This is a genomic window from Erwinia aphidicola, assembly GCF_024169515.1.
In the GTDB taxonomy this organism is placed as follows: domain Bacteria; phylum Pseudomonadota; class Gammaproteobacteria; order Enterobacterales; family Enterobacteriaceae; genus Erwinia; species Erwinia aphidicola.
Map to the genome: position 1 here is coordinate 3279413 of NZ_JAMKCQ010000001.1, position 17235 is coordinate 3296647.

Genomic DNA, 17235 nt, shown 5'->3' on the forward strand with positions numbered 1-17235 from the left:
CATGAACGTTTCTTCCATTTTTATGCGCTCGCGTAGCGCGCTGCTGGTCGCGGCAACGCTGGCGCTCGGCGCCTGTGCGGTGGGGCCAGATTACCAGGCGCCGAAGCCGGTTACGCCGGGCAGTTTTAACAGCATGCAGTCTGAAGGCGGTTCTCGACCGCTGGCGGCATCCACTAACCCCAACTGGTGGAAATCGTTTAACGATCCGCAGCTCGACAGCCTGATCGAGCGGGCGATAAAAGGTAACCTCAGTCTGCAACAGGCGGTGCTGCGCATTGCCGGGGCACGTCAGCAGCTGAATCAGGCGCGCGGCGCGTGGGCACCGTCGGTAAACGGTAATGCGCGCTTTACCCGCCAGCAGCTGGGGATCAAGGGTGAGCTGGAGTCCGAAGGGGTTTATGACCAGCTTGACCAGGCCAATACGGAGACCGATCTGCGTCCGGCGCTCGACAGCCTGTCAAAACCTGTCGGGTTATATCAGGGCAGCTTCGATGCCTCGTGGGAGCTGGATCTGTGGGGCAAAGTGCGCCGCCAGGTTGAGATGGCCGACGCGCAGCAGCAGCAGTCGGTGGAAAATCGCAACGATGCGCTGGTGTCGTTAGAAGCGGAAGTGGCGCGCGCCTACCTGCAACTGCGCGGCGCACAGGCCATTACGCAGACGCTGCAAACCCAGATTGACGTGGCGCAGCAGACGCTGGAATTGACGCAGAGCCAGCAGAAAAACGGCCTGGCGCCGCAGACCGACGTGGAGAATGCCCGCGCCCAGCTGAACTCCCTGCGCGCACAATTGCCGCAGTATCAGGCTCAAATTCATCAGGCGATGAACGGGCTGGCGGTACTGACCGGCAGAGTACCCGGCGCGCTGGATAGCGAGCTGATGGCAAGCAAACCGCTGCCTGCGCTGCCTAAAGCGGTGCCGGTTGGCGTGCCGTCACAGCTGGCACGCCGCCGCCCGGACGTGCGCCAGGCGGAAGCCAGCCTGCACGCAGCAACGGCCAATATTGGCGTGTCGGTGGCGGAGCTGTTCCCCAGCCTGTCGCTGACCGGACAATTTGGCATGCGCAACAGCGATGCCAGCTATCTGGATAACTGGAGCAGCCACTTCTACAGCTTTGGTCCGTCGGTCACTATCCCAATTTTCCAGGGAGGGCGGCTGGTCTCCAGCGTCAAGCTGGCACGCGCGCAGCAGGCCAGCGCGGCGCTGGGCTACCGCCAGACGGTGCTGACTGCACTGCAGGATGTAGAGAATGCGCTGGTCAGCTACCGCAGCGATCAGCAGCAGGTTGAGGGGCTGGACGATACGGTGGATGCCTTGCAGAACACCTTCAAGCTCGCCAGCGACAGCTACGGTCAGGGGCTGTCGACGTTTATCGAAGCGTTGGACGCGCAGCGCCAGCTGGCGCAGGCGCAGCAGCAGGCCGAACAGGCGAGGGTGCAGAGCAGTCTCGATCTTGTCGCGCTATATAAAGCACTGGGCGGGGGCTGGGAAGCGTATCAGGACGTCGATCTGCCGCAGTATTCGGTGTTCGGCCCGGCGGAAAATCCGTAACCCCATTCCCGTAGGGGCGAGGCACGCCTCGCCCGGCTTTTTTCGGTCGGGCATGCCTCGTCTCTGCGGGACAAAACATCGTCCGGCTAACCTGCTTAAATCCCCTTCTTTGACGCTTAATTAAGTGGCTTATTTTTATCCGCCACTGATGGCTTCCTGTCTTTTCTGATTACAAATGAAACGAAAATCCATAATGAAACATGAGATGAAACGTTCTCAAATTATCCTTGCCGCGCGTAGCTCCCATAAATACAACAGAATTAAGCTAATAATGTCTAATCGATCGCGTTAACGCTGGAATAGCGAGATGTGCACCTCAAAATTTAATTTTCATTGTTGTTTGAAATGAAAAATATGATCTAAATTAAGCTCAGAGGCGGTGAACGGGTAAAATTCATGATGAGTCATCCCTCTTTTCCCAACTCAACCAGGTCGATGAGAGGTCACTGTAGTCACCATGGCAAAAGAACAATATATCACCCCCAACCGGGCGTCTGGGCCTAACAGCACCACCAAAACGGAACCCTTTGTAAAGGTGATTGCGGTGGTTGCCACCCTTGGGGGATTACTTTTCGGTTACGACACCGGCGTTATCTCCGGCGCGCTGCTGTTTATGGGCGACGAGTTACACCTGACGCCATTCACCACCGGGCTGGTCACCAGCTCACTGCTGTTCGGTGCGGCTTTTGGCGCACTGTTCTCCGGGCACTTCGCTGCCGCGCAAGGGCGTAAGAAAATCATTATCGTGCTGGCGATTATCTTCGCCATCGGCGCGATGGGCACCGCGCTGGCGCCGAATGTTGAGTGGATGATTTTCTTCCGTCTTATCCTCGGCGTGGCGGTAGGGGGGGCATCGGCGACCGTGCCGGTGTATATCGCCGAAATTGCCCCGGCCAATAAGCGCGGGCAGCTGGTAACTATTCAGGAGTTGATGATCGTCTCCGGCCAGATGCTGGCGTATATCTCTAACGCGGGGTTCAACGCTGCGTGGGGCGGTCATGAGACCTGGCGCTGGATGCTTGCCGTGGCCACCATTCCTGCGGTGCTGCTGTGGTTTGGCATGATGTTTATGCCGGATACGCCGCGCTGGTACGCCATGCAGGGGAGGTTGGCCGAGGCGCGCCGCGTGCTGGAGCGTACCCGCGCCAAAGAGGATGTGGAGTGGGAGCTGGAAGAGATCGCCGAAACGCTGGAGGAAGAGGACAGGCAGCAGACGCGCGCCAGCGTGCAGGAGCTGAAGAAACCCTGGCTGTTTAAACTGTTTATGATTGGCGTGGGCGTGGCGGTTATTCAGCAGACCTCAGGCGTCAACACCATCATGTACTACGCGCCCACCATGCTGAAGGCGGTGGGGATGAGTACCGATGCGGCGCTGTTTGCCACCATCGCCAATGGGGCAATCTCGGTGCTGATGACCTTTGTCGGTATCTGGCTGCTGGGCAAAATCGGCCGCCGTACCATGGTGAAAATCGGCCAGTTTGGCTGCACCGCCTGCCTGTTCTTCATCGGCGCCGTCAGCTACTTTATGCCGGAAACGGTCAACGGCCAGGTCGACGTGCTGCGCAGCTATATGGTGCTGTTAGGCATGCTGATGTTCCTCAGCTTCCAGCAGGGCGCGCTCTCACCGGTGACCTGGCTGCTGCTGTCGGAAATCTTCCCAACGCGCCTGCGCGGCGTCTTTATGGGCGGGGCGGTGTTCGCCATGTGGATTGCTAACTTCCTTATCTCGCTGGCTTTCCCGATGCTGCTGGCCAGCGTCGGCCTGTCGGGTGCCTTCTTTATTTTCGGTCTGATTGGCATCTGCGGTGCGGTGTTTGTCATTAAATGCATTCCTGAAACCCGCAACCGCAGCCTGGAACAGATTGAACACTACCTGCGTGACTGGCTGAGCAGCGATGAAGAAAGTGCGGTAGTGAGCGCGACAAAACGTAAAGCGGAGAACCATTAATTGCCGACGGGCCTGTGCTGGCTGGCCCGCTCTGCTGCTTGCAGTGCAGCGTTAACCGCAGGCTAACGCTGCTGATGTGAACTGAACTCAGCACCCTGTTAACTGGTCGATGAGAGGTCACTAAAGTCACTATGGCAAAAGAACACTATATCACCCCCAATCGGGCCTCCGGGCCTAATAGCAGCAGCAGAACCGAGCCATTCGTCAAAGTGATTGCGGCGGTAGCCACGCTGGGCGGCCTGCTGTTTGGCTACGATACCGGCGTTATCTCCGGCGCGCTGCTGTTTATGGGCGACGAATTACACCTGACGCCATTTACCACCGGGCTGGTCACCAGCTCACTGCTGTTCGGTGCCGCTTTTGGCGCACTGATCTCCGGCCACTTCGCTAACAGCGCCGGACGTAAGAAAATCATCATCACTCTGGCGATTATCTTTGCACTTGGCTCCATCGGTACCGCGCTGGCGCCGGACGTGGAGTGGATGATTTTCTTCCGTCTGATCCTCGGCGTGGCGGTCGGTGGCGCATCGGCAACCGTGCCGGTCTACATCGCGGAAATTGCCCCGGCTAACAAACGCGGGCAGCTGGTCACCATTCAGGAGCTGATGATTGTTAGCGGCCAGCTGCTGGCCTATATCTCGAATGCGGGCTTTAACGCAGCCTGGGGCGGGGATGAAAGCTGGCGCTGGATGCTGGCGGTAGCCACCATGCCCGCCGTGCTGCTGTGGTTCGGCATGATGTTTATGCCGGACACGCCGCGCTGGTATGCAATGCAGGGGCGTCTGGCGCAAGCGCGCCGCGTGCTGGAGCGCACCCGCGCGAAAGAGGATGTTGACTGGGAGATGGCAGAGATCGAGGAGACGCTGGCCGAAGAGGAGAATCAGGGAAAACCCGGCCTGCGCGACCTCGCGAAGCCGTGGCTGATGAAGCTGCTGCTTATCGGCATTGGTATCGCCGTGATCAATCAGACCTCAGGGGTGAATACCATCATGTACTACGCGCCGACCATGCTGAAGGCCACCGGCATGAGTACCAACGCGGCGCTGTTTGCCACTATCGCTAACGGCGTGGTATCGGTGACGATGGTCTGCGTAGGCATCTGGCTGCTGGGGAAAATGGGCCGCCGTACCATGACGCTGATCGGCCAGTTCGGCTGTACTTTCAGCCTGCTGTTTATCGCGGCGGTCAGCTTCTTTATGCCGGAAACGGTCAACGGCCAGGTCGATGTGCTGCGCGGCTACCTGGTGCTGCTCGGCATGCTGATGTTCCTCAGCTTCCAGCAGGGCTTCCTGTCGCCGGCGACCTGGCTGCTGCTGTCGGAGATCTTTCCAACGCGCCTGCGCGGAATGTTTATGGGCAGCGCGATCTTCGCGATGTGGATCGCCAACTTCCTGATCTCGCTGGCGTTCCCGATGCTGCTGGCCAGCGTTGGCCTCTCCGGCGCCTTCCTGATCTTTGCGCTGATCGGCATCATCTCCGGCATCTTTGTTATCAAGTGCATTCCGGAAACCCGCAACCGCAGCCTGGAGCAGATTGAGCACTATCTGCATGACTGGCTGAGTGACGAGGTGGACACGCCGCCGCTGCCCGTGCCTGAACGTAAAGCAGAAATTCACTAATCCAGATGGCCGGGGAAGACCCGGCCTCTTCTGCTCTCACCGCCCCCTGCCAGACTGCTGTATTCCCCGCCTGTTTTTTTTGGCATAATGCGCGCTGACTCACATACTCACATCGCAAATTAAAGGCTATCTCTGTGCTAGTTTCCAGCAACGTCACCATGCAGTTTGGCAGTAAGCCGCTGTTCGAAAACATCTCCGTCAAATTTGGCGGCGGCAACCGCTACGGCCTGATCGGTGCCAACGGCAGCGGTAAGTCCACCTTTATGAAAATTCTCGGTGGCGACCTGGTTCCTTCCGGCGGTAATGTCTCGCTCGATCCGAACGAGCGCCTCGGTAAACTGCGCCAGGATCAGTTCGCCTTTGAACAGTATTCCGTGCTGGATACGGTGATCATGGGCCACGGCGAGCTGTGGGCGGTGAAGGAAGAGCGCGATGCGATCTATGCGCTGCCGGAGATGAGCGAAGAAGACGGTTATAAAGTCGCTGACCTCGAAGAGAAGTATGGCGAGATGGACGGCTACACCGCAGAAGCGCGTGCCGGTGAGCTGCTGCTGGGCGTGGGTATTCCGCTGGAGCAGCACTACGGCCCGATGAGCGAAGTCGCTCCCGGCTGGAAACTGCGCGTGCTGCTGGCACAGGCGCTGTTCTCTAACCCGGAAATTCTGCTGCTCGACGAACCGACCAACAACCTGGACATCGATACCATTCGCTGGCTGGAGCAGGTGCTGAACGAGCGTAACAGCACCATGATCATCATTTCGCACGACCGTCACTTCCTGAACATGGTCTGCACCCACATGGCCGACCTCGACTACGGCGAGCTGCGCGTTTACCCGGGCAACTACGACGAGTACATGACGGCAGCAACCCAGGCGCGCGAGCGTCTGCTGTCTGATAACGCCAAGAAGAAAGCGCAGATCAACGAACTGCAGTCCTTCGTCAGCCGCTTCAGCGCCAACGCCTCAAAATCCCGTCAGGCGACCTCACGCGCCAAGCAGATTGACAAGATCAAACTGGATGAGGTGAAAGCATCGAGCCGTCAGAACCCGTTCATTCGTTTCGAGCAGGATAAGAAACTGTTCCGCAATGCGCTGACGCTGGAAGCCGTGACCAAAGGTTTCGACAACGGTCCGCTGTTTAAAAACGTCAATATGCTGCTGGAAGTGGGCGAAAAGCTGGCGATCCTCGGCCCGAACGGTATCGGTAAAACCACGCTGCTGAAAACGCTGATTGGCGAACTGCTGCCGGACAACGGCACCGTGAAATGGTCCGAGAATGCGCAAATTGGTTACTACGCGCAGGATCACGCCCACGACTTCGCCGACGACCTGAGCGTGTTCGACTGGATGAGCCAGTGGAAGCAGGAGAGCGATGACGAGCAGGCGGTACGCGGTATTCTCGGCCGTCTGCTGTTCAGCCAGGACGATATCAAGAAGCCAGCCAAAGTGCTGTCCGGTGGTGAGAAGGGCCGCATGCTGTTCGGCAAGCTGATGATGCAGAAGCCGAACGTGCTGATCATGGATGAACCGACTAACCACCTCGATATGGAATCGATCGAAGCGCTGAACATGGCGCTGGAGATGTACGAAGGCACGCTGATCTTCGTTTCTCACGACCGTGAGTTCGTCAGCTCGCTGGCCACGCGCGTGATTGAGATGACGCCGGGCAAACTGAACGACTTTACCGGCAACTACGAAGACTATCTGCGCAGCCAGGGCATCGTGTAAGGCCCGATGTTGTAGGGGCCGACCCTTTTTTCCGGTCGGCCCTTGCCGCAGATTTTGCGGGCTGACCGAAAAAGAGGGTCAGCCCCTACAAATGCCTCGCTGCCAGTCCCCCTGCAAATGCCTTGCTGCAAACGTAGGGGACGACCTTCTTTTTCGGTCGTCCCGTATCCCCCGGTTATTCACCCACCTGGTTTTTTCCCGCGCGTTTCGCCGCATACAACGCCTTATCCGCCTCGGCAATCAGCTGATGGCGCGCGGTTTCGCTGCGGTCGGTCATTGCCACCGCTACCCCAACACTGATCGTCACAATTCTCTCCGGCGTATCGCTGCCTGGGTTAGGAATGCCGAGCTTTGCCACCGCCTCCGTCGCCTGTTCGGCAAAGCGCAGCGCCGCTGTGCGATCCGCCCCCGGCATAATCACCGCAAACTCTTCGCCGCCGTAGCGCGTCACCAAATCTTCCGGGCGGTGCGGCAGGCGTGACAGCGTATGAGCGATCTGTTTCAGGCAATCATCCCCGGCCAGGTGACCGTAGGTGTCGTTAAAGGCTTTAAACGAATCGACATCGATCATCAGCAGCGACAGCGGGGTGCGCAGCTTGTGGGAGCGCTCGACGTTGCGCTGCAGATAGAGGTCGAAATGGCGGCGGTTTGCCAGCCCGGTAAGACTGTCGACCAGCGCCAGCGTCTGTAAAGTGCGGTTCATGGTGGTAAGCTGATCGCGCACCTGAGTCAGCTCCAGCTGATTCCTCAGGTTGAGGGAAATATGGCGCAGCACCAGCAACCCGAGCAGGGAGATCACCAGCAGCAGGATCGCCGACAGCGCGATATAGACGCTGAGAGCGGAGAACCACTCCTGCAGCAGCGCCTTTTTATCGTAGCCGACGGCCACCACCAGCGGGTAGCGCTTCAGGCTGGAGTATCCCAACACCCGTTCAATGCCGTCCAGAGCCGATTTATAGAGCGCGGTACCGTTTGGAGCACTCTTCAGCAGCCGGGTAAAGAGCGGGCTGCCGGAGATATTACGGTTAATGGTATTGTCGGCGAACGGGCGCGCGTAAAGGATATTGCCATCGGCCTGCATCAGCGCCAGCACGTCGCGATCGCCCATATTGTAATAGCCATAAACCTGCTTAAAAAAGCTCAGGCGTACGGTCGCCAGCAGCACGCCGCGAAACGAACCATCGAGATTATTCAGGCGCATCGAAACGGGGATAACCAGATCGCCGGTCGAGCGGCTGCGGATCACCTTGCCAATATGGACATTGCCGTCGAGGTTCTGCTGATGATAGCGAAAATACTCGCGGTCGCTGTTATTAGCGCGCTGCGGAACATTGCCATCGGACGTGACCAGCCAGTTGCCTTCACTGTTGTAAATAAACAGGCCATGCAGCTGCGGCAGGCTGGCTTTGCGGTTGGACAGCAGATCTCTGAGATAGGGGGTGCGTTCATGGCGCAGGCCAATCAGCGAGATGCGGTCGCGCAGATCCTGTAACGTCAGGTCGACCTGCAGGAAAGTGTCCTCCGCCTGGCGCGACAGCGACTGCGAGAGGTTACGGGCATCGTTCTGCGAGCTGGTAATCATCCGGTTCCACGAGTTCCAGACAATCCAGCCGTTGATAACCATCACCGCCGTGACAATCGTCAGCAAAAAAACCACCATCATGCGGCGCAGTGAAGATTTTGTGCCTGCTGAAGTGGCGATCTGTTCATCGATCATAAGCTAATCAATCCTTTCGCTTCCCAGCATTCGCTTAACTATAGTGCTGGAAAGCTTAGCTGCACACCTCGCAGCGCGGATCTTTTGCCACATTCATGCTGCGAAATTGCAGCGTCATGGCATCGTATAGCAATAGCTTTCCAGCTACCGCGCCGCCGTAGTGCGCCAGCGCGCGGATCGCTTCCATCGCCTGGAGTGAGCCAATCACGCCGACCAGCGGCGCCATCACCCCGGCCTCAACGCAGCTCAGGGTCGACTGGCCGAACAGCCGGCTGATGCAGCGATAGCAGGGCTCGTCCTGACCCCAGCTGAACACGCTGACCTGGCCCTCCATGCGGATGGCGGCACCGGAGACCAGCGGAGTTTTGCTGGCAAAGCACTGGCGGTTGAGCTGTTCACGCGTCTCCACGTTGTCGCAGCAGTCCAGCACCAGCTGATGCGAGGCAATCAGGGCTGCCAGGGGAGCGTCATCCAGTCGCGCATTGACGGTGTCAATCTGGATCAGCGAGTTAAGCGCCGCCAGACGCAGCCGCGCAGAGTCGACTTTTGCCATCCCGACCTGCGCCTCAGCGTGCAGCACCTGGCGCTGCAGGTTAGAAACGGCGACGTGGTCGAAATCCAGCAGCGTCAGATGGCCGACGCCCGCAGCGGCGAGATACTGGCTGGCGGCGCAGCCCAGCCCGCCCAGGCCGACCACCAGCACGCGGGCAGCCTTCAGCTGCTCCTGCCCCGCAAAGTCAAAACCGCGCAGCACGATCTGGCGGTTATAGCGCAGCATTTCGTCATCGCTCAGCTCGGGCAGCATCTCAGCCCTCCAGCAGCGCGTTGAATGGCTCAACGTCAACCCATTCACCCGGCTGCACGTCGCCGCGCTCGCGCTCCAGCACGATAAAGCAGTTGGCCTGATGGAAAGAGCTAAAGACGTGCGAGCCCTGGTGGCCGGTGGTTTTCACCTCCAGCTCGCCTGCGGCATTGCGCTGCAGCAGCCCGCGCTGGAAGTCGAGGCGACCGGGTGATTTCTTCAGCAGGTCGGCGCTGCGCACGCGCTGGCGTGGCGGCAGCGCCGGGCCGCTCTGCCCGGTAAGCTTCGCCAGCAGCGGCTGCACCAGCTGATAAAAGGTTAATACCGCCGACACCGGGTTGCCCGGCAGGCCGCAGAACCAGCTGTTGGGCAGGCGACCAAAGGCAAACGGCTTGCCCGGTTTGATGGCCAGCTTCCAGAAGCCGACTTCGCCGAGTTCTTCCAGCATCTGTTTGGTGTAATCTGCCGCGCCAACGGAGACGCCGCCGCTGCTGATCACCACATCGCCCGCTGCATCGGCACGGACGAAAGCCTCACGCAGCGCCGCCGGGTCGTCGCGAATAATGCCGAGGTCAATCACCTCGCAGCCGAGCTTATCCAGCATCAGCTGGACCGCAAAGCGGTTGGTATCGTAAATCTGGCCCGCCGCCAGCGGCTGGCCGACCGGCTGCAGCTCATCCCCGGTGGAGAACACCGCCACGCGCAGCTTGCGCACGACCGAAACCTGCGCAATGCCGAGAGAGGCCAGCAGCGGCAGCTCGGCGGCGCCCAGCCTGGTGCCCGCGCTCAGCACCTCGGTGCCCTGAAGGATATCCTCGCCGGCACGGCGGATGTTCTGCCCGGCGCTGACCTCAGCGGTGATACGGACTGTATCGCCAATGCTTTCGGTCTGCTCCTGCATCACCACCGCCTCGCAGCCCTCAGGCAGCGGCGCGCCGGTCATGATGCGGATGCAGCTGCCGGCCGGCCAGGCACCGCTAAACGGCTGGCCGGCAAACGCTTTCCCGGCCACGGTAAGTACCGCACCGGGGGTAACATCGGCCATGCGCAGGGCATAGCCATCCATCGCCGAGTTATCAAACGGCGGTACGTCAATCGGCGAAGTCACCGCCGCAGCGGTAATGCGCCCCACGGCGGCGGGTAGCAGCACGCTTTCGCTGTCGCTCAGGGGGGTAATCTGCGCCAGCAGGGTATTGAGGGCATCGTCGAGGGAGATCAGTCCCGCAGTAAAAGCTTCCATTGTGTCTCCGGTCGCACGCAAAAATCTTAAAGCGCTATTATGGCGTGATTCCCCGCCAGGGTCACGTTTGCGCGTGCTGGCGGGGAAAATGTCGCATTCTGATTTATCTTAGAACCAATAGTTATTATCAGGGTGCGAACTTTCCTCTTTACATCGCCAGACTGCCTGCCTATAGTCAAAAATCGCATTTTCTCAATAAAATCATTCTAACTCAGTGTTTTTCATGCTGATTTGGCACACAGGGTAAATGAATTATGGCCAGAGCGACGATCGCAATTCATGGTGGCGCGGGGGCAATCGCCCGCAGCAGCATGGACAGTGAAAAAGAGCAGCACTATCGCCAGGCGCTGTCAGAGATTGTCGCCAGCGGGCAGGCGCTGCTGGCGGCGGGTGCCAGCGCGCTTGACGTGGTGACCGAAGCAGTGCGCCAGCTGGAAGAGTGCCCGCTGTTTAATGCCGGGCGGGGTTCGGTGTTTACCCATCAGGGTACGCACGAGCTGGATGCCTGCGTGATGGACGGGCGCACGCGGCAAGCGGGAGCGGTCGCGGGCGTTAGCCGGGTGCGTAATCCGGTGCTGGCCGCGCGCGCAGTGCTGGAAACCAGTCCGCATCTGCTGTTTATCGGCGCGGGTGCGGAATCGTTTGCGGCAGAGAACGGCCTCGAAATGGTCGAAAACAGCTTTTTCTCCACGCCGGAGCGCCGCGCCCAGCTTGAGCGCGCGCTGGCCAGCGACCAGACCCTGCTGGACCACGATGGCGATCCCCTTGACCCCGACCGTAAGTTCGGCACCGTTGGCGCGGTGGCGATAGATCTTGCCGGCAGCCTGGCGGCAGCCACTTCCACCGGCGGCATGACCAATAAGCAGGTTGGGCGCGTTGGTGACTCCCCACTGGTTGGCGCGGGCTGCTATGCCAGCGGCGGCGTGGCGGTCTCCTGTACCGGTACCGGCGAAGTCTTTATGCGCACGCTGGCGGCCTATGATATTGCGGCCATGATGGAGTACGGCGGCCTGTCGCTGGATGAGGCGAGTCGTAAAGTGGTGATGGAAAAGATCCCGGCTCTCGGCGGCAGCGGCGGGTTAATTGCCGTGGATGCTGAAGGCAATGTGGTGCTGCCGTTTAACAGCGAAGGCATGTATCGCGGCTATGGCACAGTGGGTGAAGCGCCAGTGGTGGCGATCTACCGGGAGGAGCCCTGATGAGTGAGTTTCGCCATCATGACAATGTGGTGCTGTCGGTGCGCGATCTCAGCGTCAGCTTTCAACAGGAGAGCGGGCGCGTCCAGGCGGTAAACAGGCTGTCGCTGGACGTGCGCCAGGGCGAAACGCTGGCGATCGTCGGCGAGTCTGGCTCCGGCAAATCGGTCACCTCGCTGGCGCTGATGCGTCTGGTGGAGCAGGGCGGTGGCAATATCGACAGCGGGCAGATGTGGCTGACGCGCCGCAATCAGCAGCGGGTCAACCTGGCCGCGCTGCCGCAGTCCGAGCTGCGGCGCATTCGCGGTGCCGATATGGCCATGATTTTCCAGGAGCCGATGACCTCGCTCAACCCGGTGTTCCCGGTGGGGGAGCAGATTGCCGAGTCGATCCGACTGCACCAGGGAAAAAGCCACGCCGACGCGCTGAAAGAAGCGCAGCGCATGCTCGATCTGGTGCGCATTCCCGAAGCGAAAAACGTGCTGTCGCGTTACCCGCATCAGCTCTCAGGCGGCATGCGCCAGCGCGTGATGATCGCCATGGCGCTCTCCTGCCGCCCGGCGCTGCTGATCGCCGATGAGCCCACCACCGCGCTCGACGTGACTATCCAGGCGCAGATCTTACAGCTGATCCGCGTGCTGCAAAAAGAGATGCAGATGGGGGTGATTTTTATCACCCACGACATGGGGGTGGTGGCCGAAATGGCCGACCGCGTGCAGGTGATGTACCGCGGCGACGTGGTGGAAACCGGCAGCGTCGAGTCGCTATTTGCTCATCCCCAGCAACCCTACACTCGCGCACTGCTGGCCGCCGTGCCGAAACTCGGCGCCATGAGCGGGCGCAGCCTGCCGGCCAAATTCCCGCTGATGCAGGAGGGTGAGCAGCAGCCGGAACAGCCGCAGGACACCGTCCGTCAGCAGGAGCCGCCGATTTTACAGGTGCGCGATCTGGTGACGCGCTTTGATATCCGCAGCGGCATCTTTAACCGCGTGCACCGCCGCGTTCACGCGGTGGAGAAAGTCAGCTTTGACCTGCGCCCCGGCGAAACGCTGGCGCTGGTCGGTGAATCCGGCTGCGGCAAATCGACCACCGGGCGCTCGCTGCTGCGGCTGGTGGAGAGCCAGGGCGGCAGTATCACCTTTAACGGCAAGCGCATCGATCGGCTTTCGGGTCAGGCACTGTCGCACCTGCGGCGCGATATTCAGTTTATCTTCCAGGATCCTTACGCCTCCCTCGATCCGCGCCTGACGGTGGGCTTTTCGATTATGGAGCCGCTGCTGGTTCACGGTATTGCCAAAGGGCAGGAGGCCGAAAAACGCGTGGCGTGGCTGCTGGAGCGCGTCGGCTTACTGCCGGAGCATGCGCAGCGCTATCCGCACGAGTTCTCCGGCGGACAGCGGCAGCGTATCTGCATTGCGCGCGCGCTGGCGCTCAACCCGAAAGTGGTGATCGCCGACGAAGCCGTCTCGGCGCTGGACGTCTCGATTCAGGCGCAGATTATTAACCTGATGCTCGACCTGCAGCGCGAGTTTGGCATCGCGTTCCTGTTTATTTCGCATGATATGGCGGTGGTGGAGCGCATCAGCCACCGCGTGGCGGTGATGTATCTCGGGCAGATTGTCGAGATTGGCCCGCGCCAGGCGGTGTTCGAACAGCCGCAGCATCCGTATACGCGCAAACTGATGGCGGCGGTGCCGGTGGCCGACCCCACGCACCGCCGCCGTGAACGAGCACTGTTAGTAGATGAAATACCCAGCCCGATCCGCGCCCTGGGCGACGAACCGGAAGTGGCACCGCTGGTTGAAGTCAGCAGCGGGCATTTTGTGGCACGCCATGCTATCGCCCGCGCCTGAAACTGCATAATGACGACAAGGGATGAACTGAATGATAAATCAACACTCGCGTAAGTTGCTGTTAACCGCTGGCCTGCTCGGCAGTATTGTGGCGCTCCCTGCCTGGGCGGCGAAAGATGTCACCATTGCGGTCGCCTCAAACTTCACCACGCTCGACCCGTATGATGCCAACGACACGCTGTCGCAGGCGGTAGCGAAGTCGTTCTATCAGGGGCTGTTCGGCTTCGATAAAGAGATGAAGCTGGAAAATGTGCTGGCGGACAGCTACCAGGCCAGCCCGGACGGACTGACTTATACCATCGCGCTTAAGAGCGGGGTGAAGTTCCAGGACGGCACGCCGTTTAATGCCGATGCGGTAAAAGCGAACCTCGACCGCGCCAGCAACCCGGACAATCACCTCAAGCGTTTCAACCTGTTCAAAACCATCGCCAGCACCGAAGTGGTCAACCCGACCACGGTAAAAATCACCCTGAAGCAGCCGTTCTCGGCGTTTATTAATACCCTCGCCAGCCCGGCTGCGGCGATGATCTCTCCGACCGCACTGAAGAAATATGGCAAGGATATCGGCTTCCACCCGGTCGGCACCGGCCCTTACGAATTTGTCACCTGGAACCAGACCGACTTTGTGAAGGTGAAGAAATTCGCCGGTTACTGGAAGCCGGGCTATCCGAAACTGGACAGCATCACCTGGCGCCCGATTGTCGATAACAATACCCGCTCGGCGATGCTGCAAACCGGCGAAGCGAACTTTGCTTTCCCTATCCCGTTTGAGCAGGCCAAACTGCTGGAGAAAAACAGCAAGCTCGATCTGGTGACCTCGCCGTCGATCATGCAGCGCTATATCAGCTTTAACGTCACGCAGAAGCCGTTCAACGACCCGAAAGTGCGCGCAGCGATTAACTACGCCATCAACCGTCAGGCGCTGGCGAAAGTCGCCTTCGCCGGTTATGCCACCCCGGCCACCGGCATTGTGCCACCGTCGATTCAGTATTCACAAAGCTACCCGGCCCCGGAATATAACCCGGCCAAAGCGCGTGAGCTGCTGAAAGAGGCAGGCTATCCGAACGGCTTCACCACCCAGCTGTGGTCGTCGCATAACCACAGCACCGCGCAGAAAGTGCTGCAGTTTACCCAGCAGCAGCTGGCGCAGGTTGGCATTAAGGTTGAACTGACGGCCATGGATGCCGGGCAGCGTGCCGCGCAGGTGGAAGACAAAGGCCAGAAAGAGAGCGGCGTGCGCATGTTCTACACCGGCTGGTCTGCCTCGACCGGTGAAGCTAACTGGGCGCTGACGCCGCTGTTTGCCACTCAGTCCTAGCCGCCAACCATCTTTAACACCGCCTTCTACAGCAACGCCCAGGTGGATAAAGACCTCGCTGACGCGCTGAATACCACCGACGGTGCGAAAAAAGCCGCGCTGTACAAAGATGCACAGGACATTATCTGGAAAGAGCAGCCGTGGGCGCCGCTGGTGGTTGAGAAGCTGGTTTCCGCCAACACCAAAAACCTCACCGGGTTTTACGTGATGCCGGACACCTCATTCAGCTTTGATGATGCCGATCTTAAGTAATGCACTGACGCGCCTCCCGCAGGGGAGGCGCAGGGAAGATGATGCTTAACTATTTTATTAAACGACTGCTGGGGCTGATCCCAACGCTGCTGATCGTGGCGGTGCTGGTGTTCCTGTTCGTCCATCTGCTGCCTGGTGATCCGGCGCGCCTGATTGCGGGGCGTGAAGCCGATGCGCAGGTCGTGGCGATGGTGCGCGAACAGCTCGGGCTGAACCTGCCGCTGCCGCAGCAGTTCTGGCACTACATCACCCACGCCCTTCAGGGTGATTTTGGCCATTCAATGGTGTCGAAACGCCCGGTATCAGAAGAGATTGGCCAGCGCTTTCTGCCGACGCTGTACCTGACGCTGACCAGCATGGTGTGGTCGGTGATTTTCGGCATGGCGATAGGCGTCGTCTCTGCCGTGTGGCGCAACCGCTGGCCGGATCGGCTGGGGATGACGCTGGCGGTATCCGGGATCTCTTTCCCGGCGTTTGCCCTCGGCATGCTGCTGATGCAGGTGTTTTCCGTCGAGCTGGGCTGGCTGCCGACCGTCGGTGCCGACAGCTGGCAGCACTATATTTTACCGTCGATCACCCTGGGTGCCGCCGTCGCCGCCGTGATGGCGCGCTTTACCCGCGCCTCGTTCGTGGAGGTGATGCAGGAAGACTATATGCGCACCGCGCGCGCCAAAGGAGTGCGCGAGTCGGTGGTGGTGATCAAGCACGGGCTGCGCAATGCGATGATCCCGGTGGTCACTATGATGGGCCTGCAGTTTGGCTTCCTGCTCGGTGGCTCTATCGTGGTCGAGGTGGTGTTCAACTGGCCGGGGCTGGGGCGCCTGCTGGTCGACTCGGTGGAGATGCGCGATTACCCGGTGATCCAGGCGGAAGTGCTGCTATTTTCGCTGGAGTTTATTCTGATTAACCTGATGGTCGATATGCTGTACGCGGCGATCAACCCCGCGATCCGCTACAAGTAAGGATGTTTGATGATTAACTGGCGACGTAATGCCGTGCTCGCAACGCTGCCCAGCGTGCGGGAGAATCGCGTGCGTACCCCGTGGCGGGAATTCTGGCGGCGTTTTCGCCGTCAGCACGTGGCAATGATTGCGGCGGTATTTGTGCTGCTGCTGATCCTGGTGGCGATTTTTGCCCCGCTGCTGGCCCCGTTCGATGCTGAAAACTACTTTGATTATGACCGGCTGAATGAAGGACCGTCGATGATGCACTGGTTCGGCGTCGATGCGCTGGGGCGCGATATTTTCAGCCGCGTGCTGCTCGGCAGCCGCCTGTCGCTGGTGGCTGGCTTCTTCTCGGTGGCGGTGGGCGCGGTGACAGGTACGCTGCTCGGCCTGCTGGCCGGCTACTACGAGGGCTGGTGGGACCGGATTATCATGCGCATTTGCGACGTGCTGTTCGCTTTTCCCGGCATCCTGCTGGCGATTGCCGTGGTGGCGGTACTCGGTAACGGTATGTCGAATGTGATCCTCGCGGTGGCGATTTTCAGCATTCCCGCCTTTGCCCGCCTGGTGCGCGGTAACACGCTGGTGCTGAAACACCTGACCTATATTGAGTCGGCGCGCAGTATTGGCGCGTCTGATTTGACCATTATCCTGCGCCACATTCTGCCCGGTACGCTGTCATCGATTGTGGTCTATTTTACTATGCGTATTGGCACCTCGATTATCTCTGCTGCCAGCCTGTCGTTCCTGGGTCTTGGCGCGCAGCCGCCGACCCCGGAGTGGGGGGCGATGCTTAACGAGGCCCAGGCGGATATGGTGCTGGCCCCGCACGTGGCGATCTTCCCCAGCCTGGCGATTTTCCTTACCGTGCTGGCGTTTAATCTGCTGGGTGACGGGCTGCGCGATGCGCTGGACCCGAAGCTGAAGGTGTAACCATGGCGGGCGAGGCATGCCTCGCCCCTACCAAACCCCACGCGATCCCTTGCAGGGTCGAGGCATGCCTGCCCCGGTGAAACCCCACGCGATCCCTTGCAGGGTCGAGGCATGCCTGCCCCGGTGAAACCCCACGC

General features: G+C 59.9%; 11 protein-coding genes and 1 pseudogene. 9 read left to right on the forward strand and 3 right to left on the reverse strand.

Annotated features, from left to right (window positions below; all coding sequences use genetic code 11):
• Position 1 precedes the first annotated feature (1 nt).
• The 4 genes from J2Y91_RS15390 (at position 2) to J2Y91_RS15405 (ending at position 6843) form a co-directional block, all read left to right on the forward strand.
• On the forward strand, positions 2 to 1549 hold the full coding sequence (locus tag J2Y91_RS15390; RefSeq protein WP_133624105.1) for an efflux transporter outer membrane subunit: 1548 nt from the start codon (positions 2 to 4) through the stop codon (positions 1547 to 1549).
• A gap of 457 nt (positions 1550 to 2006) precedes the next feature.
• The gene (locus tag J2Y91_RS15395) at positions 2007 to 3497 is read left to right on the forward strand and encodes a sugar porter family MFS transporter (RefSeq protein ID WP_133624104.1); all 1491 of its coding nucleotides are present in this window, start codon (positions 2007 to 2009) and stop codon (positions 3495 to 3497) included.
• 131 nt (positions 3498 to 3628) lie between these two features.
• A complete protein-coding gene (locus tag J2Y91_RS15400) occupies positions 3629 to 5116 on the forward strand; it encodes a sugar porter family MFS transporter (RefSeq protein WP_133624103.1) in 1488 nt (495 codons plus the stop codon).
• 134 nt (positions 5117 to 5250) lie between these two features.
• Complete coding sequence (locus tag J2Y91_RS15405; RefSeq protein ID WP_048916597.1) at positions 5251 to 6843, forward strand: ABC-F family ATPase; 1593 nt, start codon at positions 5251 to 5253, stop codon at positions 6841 to 6843.
• 175 nt (positions 6844 to 7018) lie between these two features.
• Here the strand turns inward: J2Y91_RS15405 and J2Y91_RS15410 are convergent, their stop codons facing one another.
• The 3 genes from J2Y91_RS15410 to moeA are packed head-to-tail and all read right to left on the reverse strand — an operon-like array spanning position 7019 to position 10602.
• Positions 7019 to 8560, reverse strand: coding sequence for a sensor domain-containing diguanylate cyclase (locus tag J2Y91_RS15410; RefSeq protein WP_253538712.1), 1542 nt, complete (start codon positions 8558 to 8560; stop codon positions 7019 to 7021).
• 55 nt (positions 8561 to 8615) lie between these two features.
• On the reverse strand, positions 8616 to 9365 hold the full coding sequence (gene moeB, locus J2Y91_RS15415) for a molybdopterin-synthase adenylyltransferase MoeB (RefSeq protein WP_133624102.1): 750 nt from the start codon (positions 9363 to 9365) through the stop codon (positions 8616 to 8618).
• A gap of 1 nt (position 9366) precedes the next feature.
• Positions 9367 to 10602, reverse strand: coding sequence for a molybdopterin molybdotransferase MoeA (gene moeA / locus J2Y91_RS15420; RefSeq protein WP_133624101.1), 1236 nt, complete (start codon positions 10600 to 10602; stop codon positions 9367 to 9369).
• Positions 10603 to 10856: 254 nt separating this feature from the next.
• Between moeA and J2Y91_RS15425 the strand changes: the two genes are divergently transcribed.
• The 5 genes and pseudogenes from J2Y91_RS15425 (at position 10857) to gsiD (ending at position 17098) form a co-directional block, all read left to right on the forward strand.
• Positions 10857 to 11801, forward strand: a complete 945-nt coding sequence (locus J2Y91_RS15425) for an isoaspartyl peptidase/L-asparaginase (RefSeq protein ID WP_133624100.1) — start codon at positions 10857 to 10859, stop codon at positions 11799 to 11801.
• The gene (gsiA, locus tag J2Y91_RS15430) at positions 11801 to 13651 is read left to right on the forward strand and encodes a glutathione ABC transporter ATP-binding protein GsiA (RefSeq protein WP_133624099.1); all 1851 of its coding nucleotides are present in this window, start codon (positions 11801 to 11803) and stop codon (positions 13649 to 13651) included. The genes J2Y91_RS15425 and gsiA overlap by 1 nt, the downstream gene beginning before the upstream one ends.
• 31 nt (positions 13652 to 13682) lie before the next feature.
• Positions 13683 to 15221: pseudogene (gene gsiB, locus J2Y91_RS15435) on the forward strand (glutathione ABC transporter substrate-binding protein GsiB).
• A 41-nt stretch (positions 15222 to 15262) separates the two neighbouring features.
• On the forward strand, positions 15263 to 16183 hold the full coding sequence (gsiC, locus tag J2Y91_RS15440; RefSeq protein WP_133625098.1) for a glutathione ABC transporter permease GsiC: 921 nt from the start codon (positions 15263 to 15265) through the stop codon (positions 16181 to 16183).
• Between the two features lie 9 nt (positions 16184 to 16192).
• Positions 16193 to 17098, forward strand: a complete 906-nt coding sequence (gsiD, locus tag J2Y91_RS15445; protein WP_048916589.1) for a glutathione ABC transporter permease GsiD — start codon at positions 16193 to 16195, stop codon at positions 17096 to 17098.
• The last annotated feature ends 137 nt before the right edge of the window (positions 17099 to 17235 follow it).